The organism is Quyinboa ferrireducens, from assembly GCF_042436675.1.
Lineage (GTDB): Bacteria > Bacteroidota > Bacteroidia > Bacteroidales > UBA5342 > JBHJHP01.
Map to the genome: position 1 here is coordinate 683,726 of NZ_JBHMVA010000001.1, position 18,017 is coordinate 701,742.

At 31.5% G+C, this 18,017-nt stretch carries 19 protein-coding genes; all 19 read right to left on the reverse strand.

Going from position 1 to position 18,017, the window contains the following annotated elements:
- Window position 1 precedes the first annotated feature (1 nt).
- From ACE01N_RS02545 to ACE01N_RS02635, 19 genes are read right to left on the reverse strand one after another with little or no spacing between them, the layout of a single operon-like run.
- Window positions 2-778, reverse strand: a complete 777-nt coding sequence (locus tag ACE01N_RS02545) for a hypothetical protein (RefSeq protein WP_380584493.1) — start codon at window positions 776-778, stop codon at window positions 2-4.
- Window positions 759-1,547, reverse strand: a complete 789-nt coding sequence (locus tag ACE01N_RS02550; RefSeq protein WP_380584495.1) for a hypothetical protein — start codon at window positions 1,545-1,547, stop codon at window positions 759-761. Before ACE01N_RS02550 ends, ACE01N_RS02545 begins: the two co-directional genes overlap by 20 nt.
- Complete coding sequence (gmd, locus tag ACE01N_RS02555) at window positions 1,540-2,700, reverse strand: GDP-mannose 4,6-dehydratase (protein ID WP_380584497.1); 1,161 nt, start codon at window positions 2,698-2,700, stop codon at window positions 1,540-1,542. The genes ACE01N_RS02550 and gmd overlap by 8 nt, the downstream gene beginning before the upstream one ends.
- Window positions 2,700-3,719 carry a glycosyltransferase family 2 protein gene (locus tag ACE01N_RS02560; protein ID WP_380584499.1) on the reverse strand — a complete coding sequence of 340 codons (1,020 nt, stop codon included), beginning with the start codon at window positions 3,717-3,719 and terminating at the stop codon, window positions 2,700-2,702. Before ACE01N_RS02560 ends, gmd begins: the two co-directional genes overlap by 1 nt.
- Complete coding sequence (locus tag ACE01N_RS02565) at window positions 3,716-4,573, reverse strand: hypothetical protein (protein WP_380584501.1); 858 nt, start codon at window positions 4,571-4,573, stop codon at window positions 3,716-3,718. The genes ACE01N_RS02560 and ACE01N_RS02565 overlap by 4 nt, the downstream gene beginning before the upstream one ends.
- A 3-nt stretch (window positions 4,574-4,576) precedes the next feature.
- Entirely contained in the window at window positions 4,577-5,593 is a 1,017-nt protein-coding gene (locus ACE01N_RS02570; protein WP_380584503.1) for a Gfo/Idh/MocA family protein, read from the reverse strand.
- Entirely contained in the window at window positions 5,586-6,326 is a 741-nt protein-coding gene (locus ACE01N_RS02575; protein WP_380584505.1) for a WecB/TagA/CpsF family glycosyltransferase, read from the reverse strand. The genes ACE01N_RS02570 and ACE01N_RS02575 overlap by 8 nt, the downstream gene beginning before the upstream one ends.
- A gap of 9 nt (window positions 6,327-6,335) precedes the next feature.
- Complete coding sequence (locus tag ACE01N_RS02580; protein WP_380584507.1) at window positions 6,336-6,767, reverse strand: acyltransferase; 432 nt, start codon at window positions 6,765-6,767, stop codon at window positions 6,336-6,338.
- A gap of 1 nt (window position 6,768) precedes the next feature.
- Window positions 6,769-7,842: a glycosyltransferase family 4 protein gene (locus ACE01N_RS02585; protein ID WP_380584509.1), complete on the reverse strand. Its 1,074-nt coding sequence runs from the start codon at window positions 7,840-7,842 to the stop codon at window positions 6,769-6,771.
- Between the two features lie 14 nt (window positions 7,843-7,856).
- Window positions 7,857-8,459 (reverse strand): acyltransferase, encoded by a 603-nt coding sequence (locus tag ACE01N_RS02590; protein WP_380584511.1) that lies wholly within the window; start codon window positions 8,457-8,459, stop codon window positions 7,857-7,859.
- Window position 8,460: 1 nt separating this feature from the next.
- Window positions 8,461-8,946, reverse strand: a complete 486-nt coding sequence (locus ACE01N_RS02595) for a serine O-acetyltransferase (protein WP_380584513.1) — start codon at window positions 8,944-8,946, stop codon at window positions 8,461-8,463.
- Complete coding sequence (locus ACE01N_RS02600) at window positions 8,947-10,029, reverse strand: glycosyltransferase (protein ID WP_380584515.1); 1,083 nt, start codon at window positions 10,027-10,029, stop codon at window positions 8,947-8,949.
- A gap of 7 nt (window positions 10,030-10,036) precedes the next feature.
- The gene (locus ACE01N_RS02605) at window positions 10,037-11,008 is read right to left on the reverse strand and encodes a WaaS/CpsH family glycosyltransferase (protein WP_380584517.1); all 972 of its coding nucleotides are present in this window, start codon (window positions 11,006-11,008) and stop codon (window positions 10,037-10,039) included.
- Complete coding sequence (locus ACE01N_RS02610) at window positions 10,995-12,143, reverse strand: NAD-dependent epimerase/dehydratase family protein (RefSeq protein ID WP_380584519.1); 1,149 nt, start codon at window positions 12,141-12,143, stop codon at window positions 10,995-10,997. Before ACE01N_RS02610 ends, ACE01N_RS02605 begins: the two co-directional genes overlap by 14 nt.
- Window positions 12,140-13,438, reverse strand: a complete 1,299-nt coding sequence (locus tag ACE01N_RS02615; RefSeq protein ID WP_380584521.1) for a hypothetical protein — start codon at window positions 13,436-13,438, stop codon at window positions 12,140-12,142. Before ACE01N_RS02615 ends, ACE01N_RS02610 begins: the two co-directional genes overlap by 4 nt.
- A gap of 27 nt (window positions 13,439-13,465) precedes the next feature.
- Window positions 13,466-14,479, reverse strand: coding sequence for an ATP-grasp domain-containing protein (locus tag ACE01N_RS02620; RefSeq protein ID WP_380584523.1), 1,014 nt, complete (start codon window positions 14,477-14,479; stop codon window positions 13,466-13,468).
- Window positions 14,480-14,522: 43 nt separating this feature from the next.
- The gene (locus ACE01N_RS02625) at window positions 14,523-15,542 is read right to left on the reverse strand and encodes an ATP-grasp domain-containing protein (protein ID WP_380584525.1); all 1,020 of its coding nucleotides are present in this window, start codon (window positions 15,540-15,542) and stop codon (window positions 14,523-14,525) included.
- Window positions 15,543-15,577: 35 nt separating this feature from the next.
- The gene (locus ACE01N_RS02630) at window positions 15,578-16,738 is read right to left on the reverse strand and encodes a CapA family protein (RefSeq protein WP_380584527.1); all 1,161 of its coding nucleotides are present in this window, start codon (window positions 16,736-16,738) and stop codon (window positions 15,578-15,580) included.
- A gap of 2 nt (window positions 16,739-16,740) precedes the next feature.
- Window positions 16,741-18,003, reverse strand: coding sequence for an oligosaccharide flippase family protein (locus ACE01N_RS02635; RefSeq protein ID WP_380584529.1), 1,263 nt, complete (start codon window positions 18,001-18,003; stop codon window positions 16,741-16,743).
- Between the last annotated feature and the right edge of the window lie 14 nt (window positions 18,004-18,017).

The window sequence follows — 18,017 nt, forward strand, 5'->3', positions numbered from 1 at the left end:
TTTAATTATTGTTAGATATATAACGATGTAATACGTTCTTAACAGAAGATAATGATATGTTTCTGAGCCTATAACGTATCAGTGCTCTCTGGCCCAGCCTGTACTTAAAGCCATAGTGGATTACATCTTTGCATGGATTGCATCTTCCACATGGTTTCCCATTAATTGGTTTATGGCAGAACCAGCTTAAATGAAGTATATCATAAAAGTTGAACTTTTGGGATATCTCTACCATGTTATCTCTTGTTTTGAGCCAAATAGGCCAGTCGTAGAAACGGAGTAAATTATAAGCTGCATCCTTCTCATGTATTGGATCCAGAATGTAAGATTCATAGTCTACATCATTTCTTTTAATTACATATTTTGAAAGGAATTCATGTTTACTACTGCCCAGAGTCCATTCAAAACCTAGTTCAAGGTGGGATATATTATACTGCTCACAAAATCCTGCGAGCCATTGGTATTGGTACCCTAAACCTATTATGTTGCGAACCGCTGTATAGTTTTTATGTATTTCCGGGCTTATTTTAATATCAGATACAGTATAAAACCTAGTAGGTAACAGAAGATCTTTTATATATGGGAACTTTTGACCTAGTTTCAGTTTTATTTCAGCTTGTGCTTGTAATTCTTCTCGTGTCGAATATCTACCTTCGTCAATGAGATAAATTGGTTGTACATTTCTTTTTAATAATATCAAGATTTCACATAATCTGTAGGTCGAGTCCCATCCTCCTGTCCACAGAAGTTTAATAGCATCAGATTCTGATGGTCTCATTTTTTTCTTTTGAGGTTAGTTTTTGCTTTAAGTTTTTAACCGAAAAATGCCGCATATGATATCTGAACATAGCTCTTTTGCTCAACCTATAGTTCATGCCATATTCAACTACATCTTTGCATGGATTACATACACCACAAGCTTTGTTTTTAATAGGGGAATGGCAAAACCAACTTAAGTTCAATATATCTAAGAAGTTATATCTTTTTGACTCAAAAATCATATCATCTCTTGACGTTTCCCATAAAGGCCATAAATAATATATAAAGAGGTGGTTGAGCGCAGAATCCATAGCGGTTTTTTTTATTCGGAATGTTGGATAATTATTTACAATAAGTGACTCCATATGGGGTCTTAAAAAGTCTCCTTTCTTGCCATTTTCCGCCTTTTCAAAGCTTAATTCAAGATCATATAAATTATGATCTCTGCAAAATATAGCCAACCAGTTGTATTGTATGCCAAATCCAACTTTTTGTTTTAATTCAGTATATTTTTTTGTAATGAATGGATCTGACTTAAGATCTGATATAGTGAAAAATTTTGTTGGTAATATTAATTTTTTAGTGAATGGAAATTTTTTGAAAAGTTCAGCTTTAATTTGTTTCTGAGCTAATAGCTCATTGCGAAGAGATAATCTTCCTTCATCTATAAGATAATAGGGTTGTACTTTTTGGCGATTAATCAATAATAATTGACACAGCCGAAATGTTGAATCCCAACCACCTGTCCAAAGAAGGTTAATTGTTTTATTATTTTCAGAATTACTCAAAATAATTTAATATTTTAAATCCTCCAGAAATTAAATATGCGTCTTTCTTGAAAAGTTTTATATCTGACTGCATCATATCATTTACTAATCCGTTTAAGTCATATTTAGGGTTCCAACCTAATTGTTGCTGTGCTTTCGTAGGGTCCCCAATAAGCAGATCTACCTCTGTTGGTCTAAAATACTTGGGATCCACACCAATGATATGTTCGTTTTTACTAACACGTACTTTAATGTTGTTAAGAAATTCTTCGCCAACATTTTGTACAAATTTGTCCTCATCAATACCACTCAAAACACCTTTTTCATTTTTACCTTCTCCTATAAAGTCAATTTTTAAGCCTAATTCACCTGTTGCTAGAATAATAAAATCCCTGATACTGGTAGTTATTCCGGTTGCAATTACATAGTCATCAGGTTGATCCTGCTGGAGGATTAAATGCATGGCTCTGATATAATCTTTTGCGTGTCCCCAATCCCTTTTGGAACTAAGGTTTCCCATAAAAACCGTACTTTGCATGCCTAGTGCAATTCGGCTGATTGCCCTTGTGATTTTTCTGGTAACAAAGGTTTCTCCTCTGATCGGGGATTCATGATTAAACAATATTCCATTACTGGCATGCATTTTATAGGCTTCCCTATAATTAACAGTTATCCAGTATGCATACATTTTGGCTACAGCATAGGGGGAACGAGGATAAAAAGGGGTGGTTTCTTTCTGTGGAACTTCTTGGACCAAACCATAAAGCTCCGAAGTAGAAGCTTGGTAAATACGGGTTTTTTCTGTTAATCCTAACAATCGAACTGCCTCAAGTATTCTGAGTGTCCCAAGACCATCAGCATTTCCTGTGTATTCTGGTGTCTCGAAACTTACAGCCACATGACTCATGGCTGCCAAATTATATATTTCATCAGGTTGTACCTCCTGGATGATTCGGGTAATATTCATGGAGTCCGTTAGATCGCCATAATGAAGTATAAAGTTTCTGTTATTCTCATGAGGATCCTGATATATATGGTCAATACGATCTGTATTAAACAAGGAAGATCTTCGTTTCATGCCATGAACGATATAATCTTTTTTCAATAGGTACTCGGCTAAATAGGCCCCGTCTTGTCCGGTTACACCTGTAATTAAAGCTATTTTCTGTGACATTATTTTAATTTTTTTCTAGTAGATGTTCCTAAATGAAATAGTTCATCATAATACCGTTTACTTTGCAGGGATATAAACCCCAAGCCTAGAAATTGTAATGATGCAAGGAGTGTAATACCTCCAATTAAAAATGAATGCGGAGATTTTGAAAATTGCAGAGCGAGACTTTGAGAAAATCTTGAAACTTCTCCAGAGAAAATGGACATATCAATAATCGTATCAAAAAATAACCAAACCAGTTGGTACATCGATAAAAGCATCAAGACAAAGCCAATGGCTAGAAAAAAAATATAGGGTCTAAAAATAAAGCTTGCCATTATTCCTGAGAAAACACCTCTTATAACTTTAATTCCGGATTGTCTCGCATCGCCAAACTGATTTTGCTTGGACCAATCAAGATGGGCAGGGATTTCAACAATCCGTGCTCTCAAAATCATAGCTTTATACATAATTTCAGGATTAACTTCATAATCTTTTGTTTTTAGATTTATGCTTTGTATAAATGATCTTTTATAGGCCCTTACCATACCGGTAAAGGTATAAAACTTTTCTTGCGAAGCTAACCTCATAAAGCGATTTACCCACCTACTCATGATTCTTCTGAAAAATGGAACTTCTGTAACTTTTCCACCCTTCATATAGGGTGACGCAACAACCATGTCAGCGTAAGTGATTTTAAGTGTGTTAACCAACTTAGTGATGTGTTCCACAGAATAACTTAAATCAATATCAAGAACAACAAAGATATCTCCTGTTGCATGTTTGAATCCTGTCTGCAAAGCATTTCCTAAATTAAGATTAACAGGATGATGAACAACTTTGATTTTTTTACATTTTAAAGCTAATTCGTCAGCTAGTACTCCAGTTCTATCCGCACTGCCGTCATCAATAATTAATATTTCCCAATCTTCGTATTCTGATTCCTTTAAATAAGATATAATTTCAGAAACATTGGCTTTGATAATTGCTTCTTCATTATAACACGGGACTATTATACTGATTGATGATAGTTGGTTCATTGTAAATTTTTGACGATTAAATTTTTTGTCTCTTCAATATGTCCTTTGGAACTTGCTCCGAAAAGTACAGATTCAATTTTTGGGAACTGACCTAAATATTCTATAGCTTCTTTAGGTCCTAGTGCTCCGGCTGCCAATACCTGCATCGCAACAGGCCTGAAGGTTTTATTTTTTAGGTAATCTTCATAAATGTCTTTTCCCCCTGACATCCTGAATCCAATCTTATTTATTGAGGCACAAATTACAGGATTCTCAATCCCAAGAGATTCGAGAACATCATATAGCCTGGGAAGATTCATTGTAATAAAACCAGCTTCAGCATTATATTTCTTTTTAATATATGCATGGAAATCAGCAAATATTTCATAAAATCCAAGTCCCAAAATCATATCAACAAGAACATTCTGAATAAATATGACAGGTGTATTGATCCCTTTAAACATTTTCAGTTCAGCATCAATCAGTAATTCCATAAATTTACTGTAATCTTTATTAAAAAATGCCATTCCACCTTTTGCTGCCACACTAAAAATATTCCCAGGCATATACTGTTTCATCGCACCCATCATACCTAATTCGGTTACTGCATTCGCATATTTATGGGCGTAAGGCATACATGGGAAAATATTGAAATCCTGATATCTGGATGGATTCTTTCTCATAATATCTGTTATGTCCGCTATGCGATCATGTGTTGTACACATAAAAGTGTTGATGCCCAGATCTATGGCCTGATCCAGCACATACATAATAGATTTTGCATCCCGAAATCGCATTGATTGCTGTCTGGATTTTTCATCCGACAAATGATTAACAGCAAAGAACTGATTATCTCCAAAAAGTACTTTATCCATAGTTTAATTTTTTGCGTCGTTAATAAGCATTTCTATCACTTTATCTGTATACAGGGCCTGTTCAAATGTATTTGTTTCCCCTTTGATTTTACTCTTTACATTAGCAATAAAATAGTCTATCTGGGCAGAATATTCCTCTCCTCTGAGATAAAAATTTATTGGTAGAGCCAAATCCGTTATATATTTTACCGTCCAACCCTTAGGAAGCCCTTCTAATTGATTTTCTTCTTTAAGGTATATTTTAAGTTCAGTCGCATCACATATAATTTTCCCTTTAGAACCGAATACCATGAGGCTGGTTGACATTTTACGGTAAGTCTCATCACTCCAGTTAACAGAAAGATTTCCGGATAACCCGCCTTTTAAATATAGATTAGAAAATACACCATCTTCGACCTCTTTACTGTAGAATTTTTTTAGCATCGTACCTTTGACTTTTTCAGGGTAGCCAATTACCTCCTGGATAAGATTTAATACGTGTGATGCATAATCATACAAACAACCTCCTCCTTCAGCTGCTACTGCCCTCCATGATCCGCTTTTGGGTTTAACAACTACGGGACCAAATGCTTCACCCGTAAAATGTAAAAGTTCTCCAATGATACCTCCAGTCAATAATCGTTTCATTTCCCTGAAGGTCCCGATGAAATGGTTGTGATATCCTACCTGATTTATTACACCGTGTTTAGTTGCAAGTTCAGAAAGTTCAATGCCCTGTTCAAGTGTTAAGGTGAACGGTTTTTCCAGAAAAATATTAATTCCTTTTTCTATTGCCGGTTTTGCCATTGCAAAGTGCATCTTGGTTGGAGTGGCAATAAAAACGGCATCGAGATCTTCCTGTTCATACATTTTTTTGAAATCATCGTATCGATTAACGTCAGGATTATATTTTTTGAATCCGTTCAAAATTATTGAAGAGGTATCACAAATGGCAGATACCTTAACATCAGGATGTGCACCTAAGATTGCTAAATGAGATAACCCCATTTTACCCAGGCCAATTAGAGCTACTTTAATCATATTTTTTTAATTTTAGAAATATTAGAATTACATGCCAGAAAAAAAGCAATTGGTTGCCTATGTTTCTTTTAAATATTTCAGGCCGAATAAGTATTCTTATTAACCAAGCTAACCTTAATTTGAACCATATGGGTTTAATAGCCTTTTGAGTTCCGGCAAACCAGTCAAATACATTGCCTACGCATATAGTTAAGCCGGCATTAATTAGTTTTTTATGTTTGATGGCCCATTTTTCTTGCTTTGGACAGGTCATTCCGATGAAAAGGATATCTGGTTCAAACATATTAATTTTAGATATCATAGTTTGATTATCTAATTCAGAAAATTCATCTTTAAAAGGAGGTGAAAAATAATCAATTAAAATGTTTGGATGAGAAAATTTGGCGTTTGTTTTAATCATCTCAAGGGTTTTCTCTGAGGAGCCTAAGAAAAATGCCTTTTTGTGTTCAGCATTTAACCTTTCCATGAAATGGTAGAATACATCAGGACCTTGGTTCTTTTTTATATTCTTCCCATTAAGTAAGAGGGAAGCAAAGGCAAAATAAACTCCATCAAGGACTAAAAAATCCGTTTCTTTTAAAGCATTTTTAAATTCCTTATCCTTTGTTGATATTCCATAAGAATTTGGACTAATAGTATTAATAACCCTACAATCTTTGGATTTATCATTGATTGAAATGTATTCAAGATTATCGGAAAATACTTTGAAGTTTAATGTAGTTATAGTTTTCATAAAAAATAATTAGAGGTATAAATCCTTTGACCAAAGGAAATTCTCTTTTAATATTTTGGCAGGATTCCCCCCAGCAATTGTATTATCGGGTACGTTTTTAGTAACTACAGAACCTGCACCTATCACACAATTATTTCCTATTTTTACTCCAGGTAAAATTGTTGCCCCTACTCCTATTAAACAATTATCTCCAATATAAGTATCAACCTGAATATAAGGATAAGATTCTTTATTCATTGTCAGTTTATGAGATAAAATTGTGGTACGTGATGCAACAATTGTGTTTTTACCAATATGAATTCCCTTTGGACATAGCCTATCAAGATTTAACCCTCTTTCCATTTCTGTGCTAAAATGGATATCATATCCTTTAAATTTGTAAAGCATAAAACGAAGGGACTGAATGACGTAGGTTAATAATTTTCGGATTTTATATTTCATACTAACTAATTATGGATGAATACAAAGAATTTAAACTGAGAATATAATTCTTTACATTATATGATCCTCTTATTGTTTCAGCTGCATTTGCTGATATACTTTTTGATAACGGGATATTTAGTAATATTTTTTTCAGTTTTTCATATAGATCCTGAGGATTGGATTTTTGAATAATAATACCGTTTACTTCATTTTGTATAATGTACTTCATTGAGGCATCATCAGTTACAATAGGAACAAGTCCCATTGACATTGATTCTAATAGTGCTATAGGGAGTCCCTCTCCATATCTGGATGGTAATATAAAATAATCGGAGTCTTCTAAAATACTAATTTTATCTTCCCCTGAAACTACACCATAATACTTAAAGTCTTCACCTAGAATTTTATCACATTCAGTTTTAAAATATTCAAGTAAGGGACCTTTGCCACATAAAGAAAAAGAAAAATCAGTATTTTGCTTTAACAGTTTGAATGCTTCTACTATATCTTGAATTCCTTTACTCTCATGAGTTCGACCTAGGAAAAGTATATTAGGTTTAGTATTAAAAGATTTTTTACCTTTTAATTTGAAAATATTAGTATCAACACAATTGACTAATATTTTTACATTTTTCACATTAAAGTTATTTTCAATAGAATTTTTTTCAACTTCACTTAAAACAACAATTAAACTACTCTTTTTTAAAATATATGTACAAATCTTGTTTATAAGAATATTTTTTGTCCCGTCCATCAAAAATGAGCCCCCATGGACATGTAGAAAAATTGGTTTTTTCATTAAAGAACTCCAAAAAGTAATAAAGACTTCTCGTAAAACTCCGTTTAAATTAAATGGCAAATTTTGATGGATAAGATCAATATTATTTTTTTTAATGGCAAAAGGGAATAATAATATTTGCTTAATAGTATAATACAGCCAAGATAATTTGGTTAATTTTTTATCAGGTCTTCCAAGTAGATAATGGGAATAATGATGTAAACTGTTACTGTTAATTATTAAGTTAACAACAGATGATACACCACTTACATTTTTGTTTGGATCAAGATTTGGTGCAGTAATAAGTATATTCATACAATTAGCATAATTTATTTTAAAATGATTTTATCCAAATATTCGCGAGATAGTCTTTTTTCTTCTGGATACAATGCTTTTTCATGTTCAATTATTTCTTCAGCAGAGAACCGATATTTAATGACCTTCGCAGGAGCTCCTACAACTATTGAATAAGGGGGAACATCTTTATTAACAATTGCACCGGCACCAATACAACTTCCTCTGCCTATTGTTACTCCTGCTAATATAGTAACATTAATTCCTATCCATATTTCATCCTGTAGGATAACATCTTGATCATCACCTTTTTCTTTTTCATTTATTGTAATATCATACATAAACCGACCTATATCGTGTATTCTGTGATTCCCCGTAATTATAGCAAGATTAGGCGCAGCCCCAATTTTATTCCCAAAAATTACTTTTGCATTTGTAGCAAATATTGTGGCATTTTTTGCAATTCGCACAGAATTCCCCATCGTGATATTCTCTAGCCCACTGAAAAGCGATGTGGATGGTTTAATCTTGACGTTTCTTCCACAACTATGCATACAACGTTTATAGAATATTGCTAAAATTCTATCAATAAATCCACGGTAAATCATGTGTGTTTTAACGATTGCTTTTGCTATCATGTTACTTGATATTAGTTTTTTTTATAACTGCTGGATTCCCTGCAACTAAAGAGTTATCAGGGACATCTTTGATAACAACAGATCCGGCAGCAATCACGGCATTGTTACCTATTGTTATATTCCCAATAATAACACAGTTAGATCCAATATCTACGTTATCTCCAATTTTTGGGCACTTTGAATGTTCATTTTTGTTTCCAATTGTTGTATTATGCCTTAATGTTACAAAATTTCCAATGATTGTTTTTTCATTAATAACTACTCCTTGTCCGTGATATAAATTGAGGGCGAAACCTATTTGAGTAGTATCTGGGATATCAATATTTAAAATATTTTGTATAAATATTTTATAAAATATTCTAATAGGAATACCGATAATTCTTAAAACTTTGTTGCGTGTAAACTTTGAACTAAGCCTAAAAAGAACTATAAAGAATTTCCCTTTACTGTTATTATGTAGATATTTTAATTCCGACCGAATAGACATTTAATAAATTCTCTGATATAATTTTAGGTATTCATTAATCATATTTTTGAAACTAAAATTATGAACCAAATGATTATAAGCATTTAGTCCAATTTCTTTTCTTTTCCTCGAATTTTCGATAAGATACATAACGGCATCTTTGTAATTTTCTTTTGATAGAGGGGGCACCATTATTCCAATATCTTTCGATACTATTATTTCAGGTGTTCCGCCGCTTTTAGAAGCGATTACCGGTTTCATGGCAGCCATGTATTCCATGATTGAATTTGATATACCTTCTGCGTGAAATCGGGGGTCCGATAGAAGTACACCAACGTCAACATGTATAATTATGTTCTCAACATTAGAGATTCGGCCGGTAAATATAATATTATTGTTTCCCTTAAATTTATTCATAAAATCCTTCAAAAAGGGACCGTCGCCAATAGCGAAGAAAAAGACATTTTTATATAATGTTGTAATTTCATTTGCTGCGGATAAATATGTGTTATAATCCTTTGATTTTCCAAATCTTGCAACCATTGCAATTATTATGTTGTTTTTATCTTTTAGGATCTCATCATAATTTGTTGGATTATTTTGGGTTGAAAACCTATCTAAATCTATTCCATTATAGATTGTTAGCCCATTTTTACATTGATAAGCTTTTAATCCTGCGCGAGAATTTGAGACACACTTTGTCGCTAACTTGAATGAAATTTTATTTAAATACCATCTTAGTTGGTTAGGTTTAATAGTATTCGCATCTCGTATAGATCCGTCTATAAATTTTATTTTTTTTAATATTATAATTGGAAGCAAATAATAGTTGCACACGAAATGCCAAGAATGAATAACATCAGGCTTAAAAGTCGTTACTACACTTAGTATATTTCTGAATAAGGTAAAATCGATGCTCCCGTTTCTTTTAAAAATGTGAAGTTTAATATCATAATTAAATATTTCTGTATAATGAATATTGTCGGAAAATAATACGAGCTCAAATTGAATTTCTTTCTTAAAGTATAATCCTTTAACAAGCTCGATGAATTGTCTTTGAGCTCCTCCTCTTTCCAAACTATCTATAAATAAAAGTATCTTCATTAACTCACTATATTTTAGTGATATGTTTAATCCAGCTATCTATACGATACTGCAAAAAATGTTCACTCCAGTCAACATTATTTTTTATTGGAATCTGGAAGTCAAAATTGTTAAAGTCCGTATCAATAATGGTGATTCTATTACTATCATAAAAAGGTTCTTCCTTTATTTTTAAATTTGTAGTGAACAGGTGTAATCCTGCTCCGAGTGTTTCAAATGTTCTAATAGTCAATCCAGTTTGAATTGTCATTGGATGATCAATCATTGATAATGATTGTGCTGTAATATTAAATAGTCCATTACTAGAAAGTTGGTGCCAATAACAATGGTCTCTTAATTTTTTATATCGAAAATATACTTTAAGACTCTTTAGTTTTTGAGGTGTATAAATATATAAGTAAATATTATGGGTGTTGAATTCTTTTGTGTTAACAAAATTATTCAAGAATTCTAATCTGCCAGGAGAATAACCTGATCCAATAAAGGAAACGTCATATATTTTTTTGTGTGCATTTTGGGAAATTGTGTCAAATTGTTTTAAAAAGAAAAGTGGATAATATTCCAAATTTTCTTTTTCACAATCCTCCCTATCGAAAGAATAGACTTTTGTAAAAATCTCTTTATAAGGTAAAAAATTGAATTTCTTGATTGAACTCCAGTTGTAGTTAATTATAGGTACTGATTTAAACTGAGATCTGAGCTTTTGAAAAAAACTTACAGGTAAATTAAAAGGTGCTTTAACTAAGATAATATCATATTTGTTTGCTTTTATATAATTTAAAAAATTATTCAAATGCTGGTCTCTTAAATTTGAAGCTTTGTCTTTGTCAAAGAATCGCCCTTTAAATATAGGATGCCGGTAGATTTCTTCATAAAAAAAGCAATCAACACTAGAGAAAATTAGATTTAATTCGTCAACGATTGCCCTAGTATAAATTGTTTCGGAAGCATCCAGATAAAGTATCTTATTTCTTTTCATAGTATAAATTAAGTTTTTGCATTTCCTCAACGCTTTTTTGATAATTTAATTCATCAAAAGCATTTGACGTATTTTGAATCCATTCAACAAATTCATTAATCCCATGTTCGAGTGTAATTTTAGGGTTGAAACCTAGATTCGCACTTATTTTGGAAATATCGGCTTTGTTATGCCTGATGTCTCCAACTCTGAATGCTCCAGTTATCTTAGAAGTATTATTTGTTCCGAAAAGTGTAATTAAAATATCTACTATTTCAATTACACTGGTAGAGATTCCTCTGCCAACATTATAAATTTGATTTTTAATTGGACTTTGTATATCTAAAAATATTGCATCCACGATGTCTTTAACATGTATAAAATCACGAGATTCAGATCCATCCTCAAAAATGTTTATTTCTTCATTATTTTGAAGAAGATTGGAAAAGATCGCTAGAATTCCAGTATAAGGATTTTTTAGTGACTGCCCTTTCCCATATACATTTTGAAATCTGAAAATTGTATATGGGATGTTTAAACTACTACAGCATGATTCAACCAACTGCTCTTGGTTAAGTTTTGTTATGCCATAGATTGATTTAGGATATAGTAAACTATCTTCAGTAGTTGCCATTAGTTGTAGGCTCTTTTCGCAAATAGGACATTTACATTCGAAATCTTCTTTCTTGAGATCTTTTATGTTTCTATCTTTTGGGTATACTATCCCATGCGTTTGGCACTTGTACTTTCCTTCTCCATAAACAGCTCTTGATGAGGCTAGAATAAATTTTTTAATATTATTTGGTGTCTTTACAACTGTTTCAAGAAGTGTTGCCGTTCCTAAAGAATTAGTATTTACATAACTCGCAAGTTCATACATTGATTGTCCTGTTCCAGTTTCTGCAGCTAAATGTACTATATAATCAACACTTTTAACTATTTCAGATAAGGAATTACTATTTGAGATATCTTCCTGATATAAAATAGCTTTGCCTTTAACTGAATTTAGGAGGTAAGAATTTTGAGGATCCTTACCATGTATTTGAGTAAGTAATTTATCAATAATGATTATTTCATAACCATTCTCGTAAAGTAAATTTGTTAGATATGAACCAATAAAACCTGCTCCACCGGTAATTAATACTTTATTATTCATTTAAAATCTTTTTTAGTATAAATATTTGAATTCTGCTCCGTGTTTAAAAAGTAAATTGAAAGCCAAAAACACATAAAAACAGGGTGCTCTATCAATGAATAACTAATTGAAATCATTAAAATCATCAAAGTAGGGAAGAGCCATCCTTTAAAATTAAACAATTCTGAATGCATCTTTGAACTCATTATTAATGAATAAAAGAAAAAGAAGACACCTACTATACCATACCTTGCGAAAATTTTACCAATACCAGAAATCGACCCAATATTGGCCCCCATTTTTTTAGTCCATTGTGCATCAGTATGACCTCCATATCCAATGACCGGATTATTAATGAAATCTTTCCAATCAATTAAAAATGATTCAAAACGCTGTGGATCATATTTATATCCAAACTGTGCTGATTTTAAGACCAACTCTTCAGTATTGTATTCCGTAAGAGAAACAATTTTTTGTTTCATAAATGGGAGGTTAAAAAGTAAAAGAGTAATGATTATCAAGGCGGGAGAAAACGCTATCAAATACTTTGTATGTTTGTTATACAGACTAAATAGGATAAGCAATAACAATATAGAATGTCCTGTTGTTGAGAGTGTTGAGAATAAACCGAATATTAAAATAAGAAGTTTAAAGTTGTGCTTGAAATTAAATTTAGTTCTTATCAAATTGATGTAGATAGCTAAATCAATTAAAACAGCATAAGCACCAGGCTCCCATGCAAAACCGGCATTTCTTATCAGTGATAATTTTCCAATGTGAATAACATAATTTTGCATCACATTCAAATCATTTACTGTATAAATGATAATATTGTATAAGACGTTGTCAGAGCCAGGCTCAGAAAAGGATATTTTTTTTAGAGTAGAAGCTAAATACATTGGATCTATCTGTAGAAGTATCCAGAAGAAAAGACTAATTACTGTGAGAAAGGTTATGATATTTTCATAAATAAAGAAATATGTTTTTCCAAAAGACTTTAGCATGATGAATGTTAAAAGAAAGCTTATAATTGTATTACTAAAGAATCTAGGATGTATTTCTCTAAATTTTAAAGTTGATGCTATAAAATATAATGTAAAGCCTATTATAATATATAGTATTTTTGTATTTAATGAAAGATTTTTTTTAATAAATATGATTGTAGCAAATAATATAGGAATACCGAAAGCTATTAAATTACCCCAAGAATTTAAAGATCTTACAAATGTTGTAGCTGAACCTGTATAGATAACCAAAACAAAAATAAAAAGGTGATCAAAGAAGTAATTAATTTTAGAATTGTAATAATCTTGCATTCCTAAATAACGTTTTTGGGCATTTTATTAAGCTGGAAGATTTGAAATAAATTTTTCAATCATGTAAATCTGAGGACTTGAACTTTCATCATGCCATACATATTTTTTGTCCCAGTAACCTGGAAACTGCGTAGTAACAAAGCAATAGCTAATTTCAATAATTTTATAACTACCATTATGGTTGATAAAATCAAATGCAACAGCTTGCATATTTAATTGTTGCGATACTTCGAATGCTATTTTTATACACGAAGTAGGTATGTCGTTGTGATTGAATGATTTTAATCCACTCCCTGAAGCTCTAAAATCTCCTTTACGGCAAAATCTTATCATGCCATAGCAACGATCATCTACAATAACTATACGTGTGTCCGTTTTATTTTCAGGAATAAATTCCTGAAAATATACGTAGCCTTTACTATTCCCGGTATATTTTTCTACATCACTTGACACGAAAAGACGAATAATACCAGTAACAAATTCTTTTAATGATTTTAAATTTTTATCTCTTTTTAATGCCCAGACTCTATCTTTCAAACGTTGAATCCTATCAATGTGAGAAAAGCCTTTCCCAAAGGCTTTTCTCACTATTTTGTATGCATTCTTTTTATTAGTTACAAGTTTAACGTTTATCGATCCTGCTCCCCCTTTCAATTTAAATACTTTTGGGAACGACGTTTTTTCTATCCACTTTAATGCATCATTTTTACTATAAAAAACGAAGCTATCAACAAAAGGAGCTTTGATTGATTCTAACAGATATTTTTGACCAACTTTATCATCATGGTGCCAAGATGTATCTATACTAGGGAAGACATGAATTCCTTTTTTTTCTAAAGAGAATGTTAACTGTCTTGCAAATAAAGCTGCTTTGTAGCAGTTTTGATCCCAGTGCCACATTAATCCATCACAGTCATTTAGTTGTTCTATTATATCAGAAGCAAAGCAATTGACCAACTTGTAAGAAATATTATTTTCCTTGCAGTATTTTAGCCAAGAATCACTGAAGCTACCCGGAGTCTTATGTATTCCAATTTTCATTAAGTGAATAAGTTGTTTAAAATTCTAGAATTTGATTTTTTGATTATTTCATAGAATTAATAAAATCTTGAATAATAAATTTCTCTGCGTTTATCTCAGTTTTTATCCAATTTAATTCTTCATCCCAATATCCATCACAATTAGCTATTATGTCTCTACAGTATATATAGCTGATTTCGCAAATTACAGGCATGTCTTCTTTCCAAAGAAAATCGAATGCTATTGATTGAGCATCTATTTTTTTTGCTATATCAAAAGCAATCTGTATACATCTTTTATCAAAGATATTAGGACTGTTATCATATAATCCACTCCCAGATGCTCTAAAATCTCCTGGACGACAATATCTTCTCGTCCCAAAACATCTGTTTCCAACAACAATATATCTTGTATCAAAGGTATTATTTGGAATAAATTCCTGGAAAAATATATATCCTTTGTCATTGGATGATAATTTTTCTAATTCACTTCGTACAAATAACCTAATGATACCTTTAATTAGCCCTTTTAGAGCCTTAAGATTTTTATCTCTTTTCAGTAGCCAAAGTTTGTCTTTTATTCTTGTCTTTCTATTAAAATGAGTGAATCCATTTCCAAAAGCTTTAGATATAAGTTTTTTGGCATGAAAGGAATTCTCAACTTTCAAAACATTAATCCCACTAGCACCTCCACGTTGCTTAAAAACCTTTGGATATGATGTTGTTTTAATCCATTGAAGTGCTTCTTTTTTTGTATAGAAAACATATGACTTTACATAAGGTGCCCCTAAGGCTTCCATTAAGTATTTTTGTCCCAACTTATCATCAAAATGCCATGATGTGTTAATATCCGGAAATACTTTAATATTTTTTTTGTTTAAAGCAATAGTTAGTTGCCTGGCAAAAAGTGGTGCACGGTAATCATTTTGATCCCAATGCCACATCAGACCATCACAATCTTCTAATTGGTCAATTATATCATTGTCATAGCAATTAACAATTTTAAATGGGATTTTATTCTCTTGGCAATATTTAATCCATCCGTCACTAAAACTTCCTAACCTATTATGTATCGCTAATTTCATTATATTTGATATTTAGAGTAAATTTGTTTCAATAGTTATTTTGGGTTTAAATAGTTCTCCAGAACTTTTTTTGTAACGTCATAATGTGCCTCACATCTTGTATAGTTTAAAATTGATTTTATTTGATTTTTTCTAAGGAAAAGACGTTCTAACTTCAATCTTCTAATTACTCGTTTAATAAAAGATGAATTTAAAATATTTGAAGTACTAAAAATTGAAAGCACGAATGCTTCACTAGACTTTGCCAAATGATTAAATTTTTGTTCTAGCTTTTCACTATCTGAGATTACTTTGTTAATATCGTCAATAGTATCTAGAATTTCATTCTTCTCATCATTATGAAGTAATTCAACACCAATCGTGTTAATACATTGAGAATAGGGTAAAATTTCCCATGACAATTTTTTGTCTTTTTCAATAGATATGGAAAGTACAAATCCATGGTTCCAACCAGGCAGGTCAGACTTACTATCAAACAAGAAATTACCAATACCGTAAAAAATTGGCACAGAGTTATAGAGTTCATAACCGCTAATTCTATGTGCATGATGACATATAACAATATCAGCACCTTGATCTGCATAATACCTGAATTGCTTTACCATTCTGGGACTTGGATACTGATAGTTTTCATGTCCTCCATGGACAATTACAATAACAAAATCTGCATTAAGCTTTGCATCTTTTATTGATTGGCTGTTCTCAATAAGATCTAAAGGATTTGTTCCGCCTCTGTTATACGTAGCACTTGACCATTCATTTTCAGCAAAATTGATAAATGCCAGGTCAATGTTAGATACTTTTTTGTAATATATCTTCTGAGCATCTCTTAAATTTTTTGCTGCTCCTACGGAATCAATGTTATTAATCTTTAAATGCGATAAAGTATCATCAAGTCCCGTATCTCCAAAATCATAAATGTGATTGTTCGCAAGGGTTACAAGATCAATATTTAGTGTTTTTAAAGCCTTTAAACTTTGCGGTTTTGCCTTTAAATGTGGTCCTGTTTTTAAAATCTTGTTTTCAGATGAACATTCTGTTATTGGACTTTCTAAATTCAATACATTTAAATTGGATTCAGCAAACAATTTAAAAATATTATTACCAAAAAGCTCACTAGGATTGGATATTGCAATATCCTCTACACCTCGACCTAAATAAATATCACCTCCTATATTAACTTTAATTCTATTCATATTCAGTTAGATTTTTTTTTAATATAATTAAAATAAAAGTATAAAATGGTAATTAAATAAATTAGTCCAGAAAATAATCTTGCTATTGCTGCTCCTTTTTCATCGAACATTGAGATTAAAATCACGCTTAAAATTAAAGTACTAACCCCAACAATGAATGAAGTATTTCTAAGACTTTTACCCTGCCCATTTGCACCAAGGAATCTATTAAAGTAATCTGCAAATCCATGAAAAAGAACACCTAAAGCAACAAAATAGCTTAATTGGATAACCGGAGAAAATGCGCTGCCATAAAAGCTTTTAACAAAAGGTGAAATCAAAATAACTAATGCAAATAGGCTTACTATACTCAGCAGAATTGTAATTCTGGTTAACTTTACTGGTATTTTATTATAATTTGAAAATTCCTTATAATGGGATGTTGCAATTGTATTTGGGATGAACGTAAGAGGCATTGTTATAGTTACTGCCAAAGTATAAAATCCTACACCACTATTATCATGCCCAAAATAACTTATTAACAAGGTTGCTAGTTGAGCAAATCCTAAAGAAACAACACTTCCTAAATAAACATTAAACCCAAATATTTTAAGTTGATGCCAAATTTCTCGCAGTCTCGTAATAAAATTCTTAAATGATAATTTTATTTTAATTAGTACGAATAAGTACACAATGATTTGAGTAAAAAGAAAAAGAGCCCAAACTAAAAGGATACTGTTTGTTGTGCTGGTAAAAAATTTAATAAGAAAGAAGCATGCAACTAGAAAACCTATTTTAGGAAACAATCTAATTATACTGAGTAAATAGATCTTATTATCTGCATATAATAAAGTGCCAAAATATCTGTTTAAAAGAAATACCCATCCAAAAGGAACAAGAAACAAAATCGTATTTGTAAGTCCTTTGCTTTCAATGTTACTATCCAATAGGGTGTATGTTGCAATTGCGATACTGGATATTACAAATAAAAAGGCAGTTATTATCAGAGAAGTTCCATAAATCTCTTTTGCAGTTTTTTCATCTGAATTTATTACAAGAAGTCTGTTACTTGCTTGGTATAAACCAAATGTGAAAATAATCATTGCAAATTCGAAAACGCTTGTAATAAACTTGTAGTCTCCATATTCCTTTGGGCCTAAATAATTTGTAACAATGACACTTGTTCCTATACCAATTGGGATGCCAATAATATTTACTGCTAATAGCGTGCTAGCTTGCTTTAACTTACTTGATTTAAAAGCAGCAAAAGGAAATTTATCTTTCATTATTCAGAAATGAA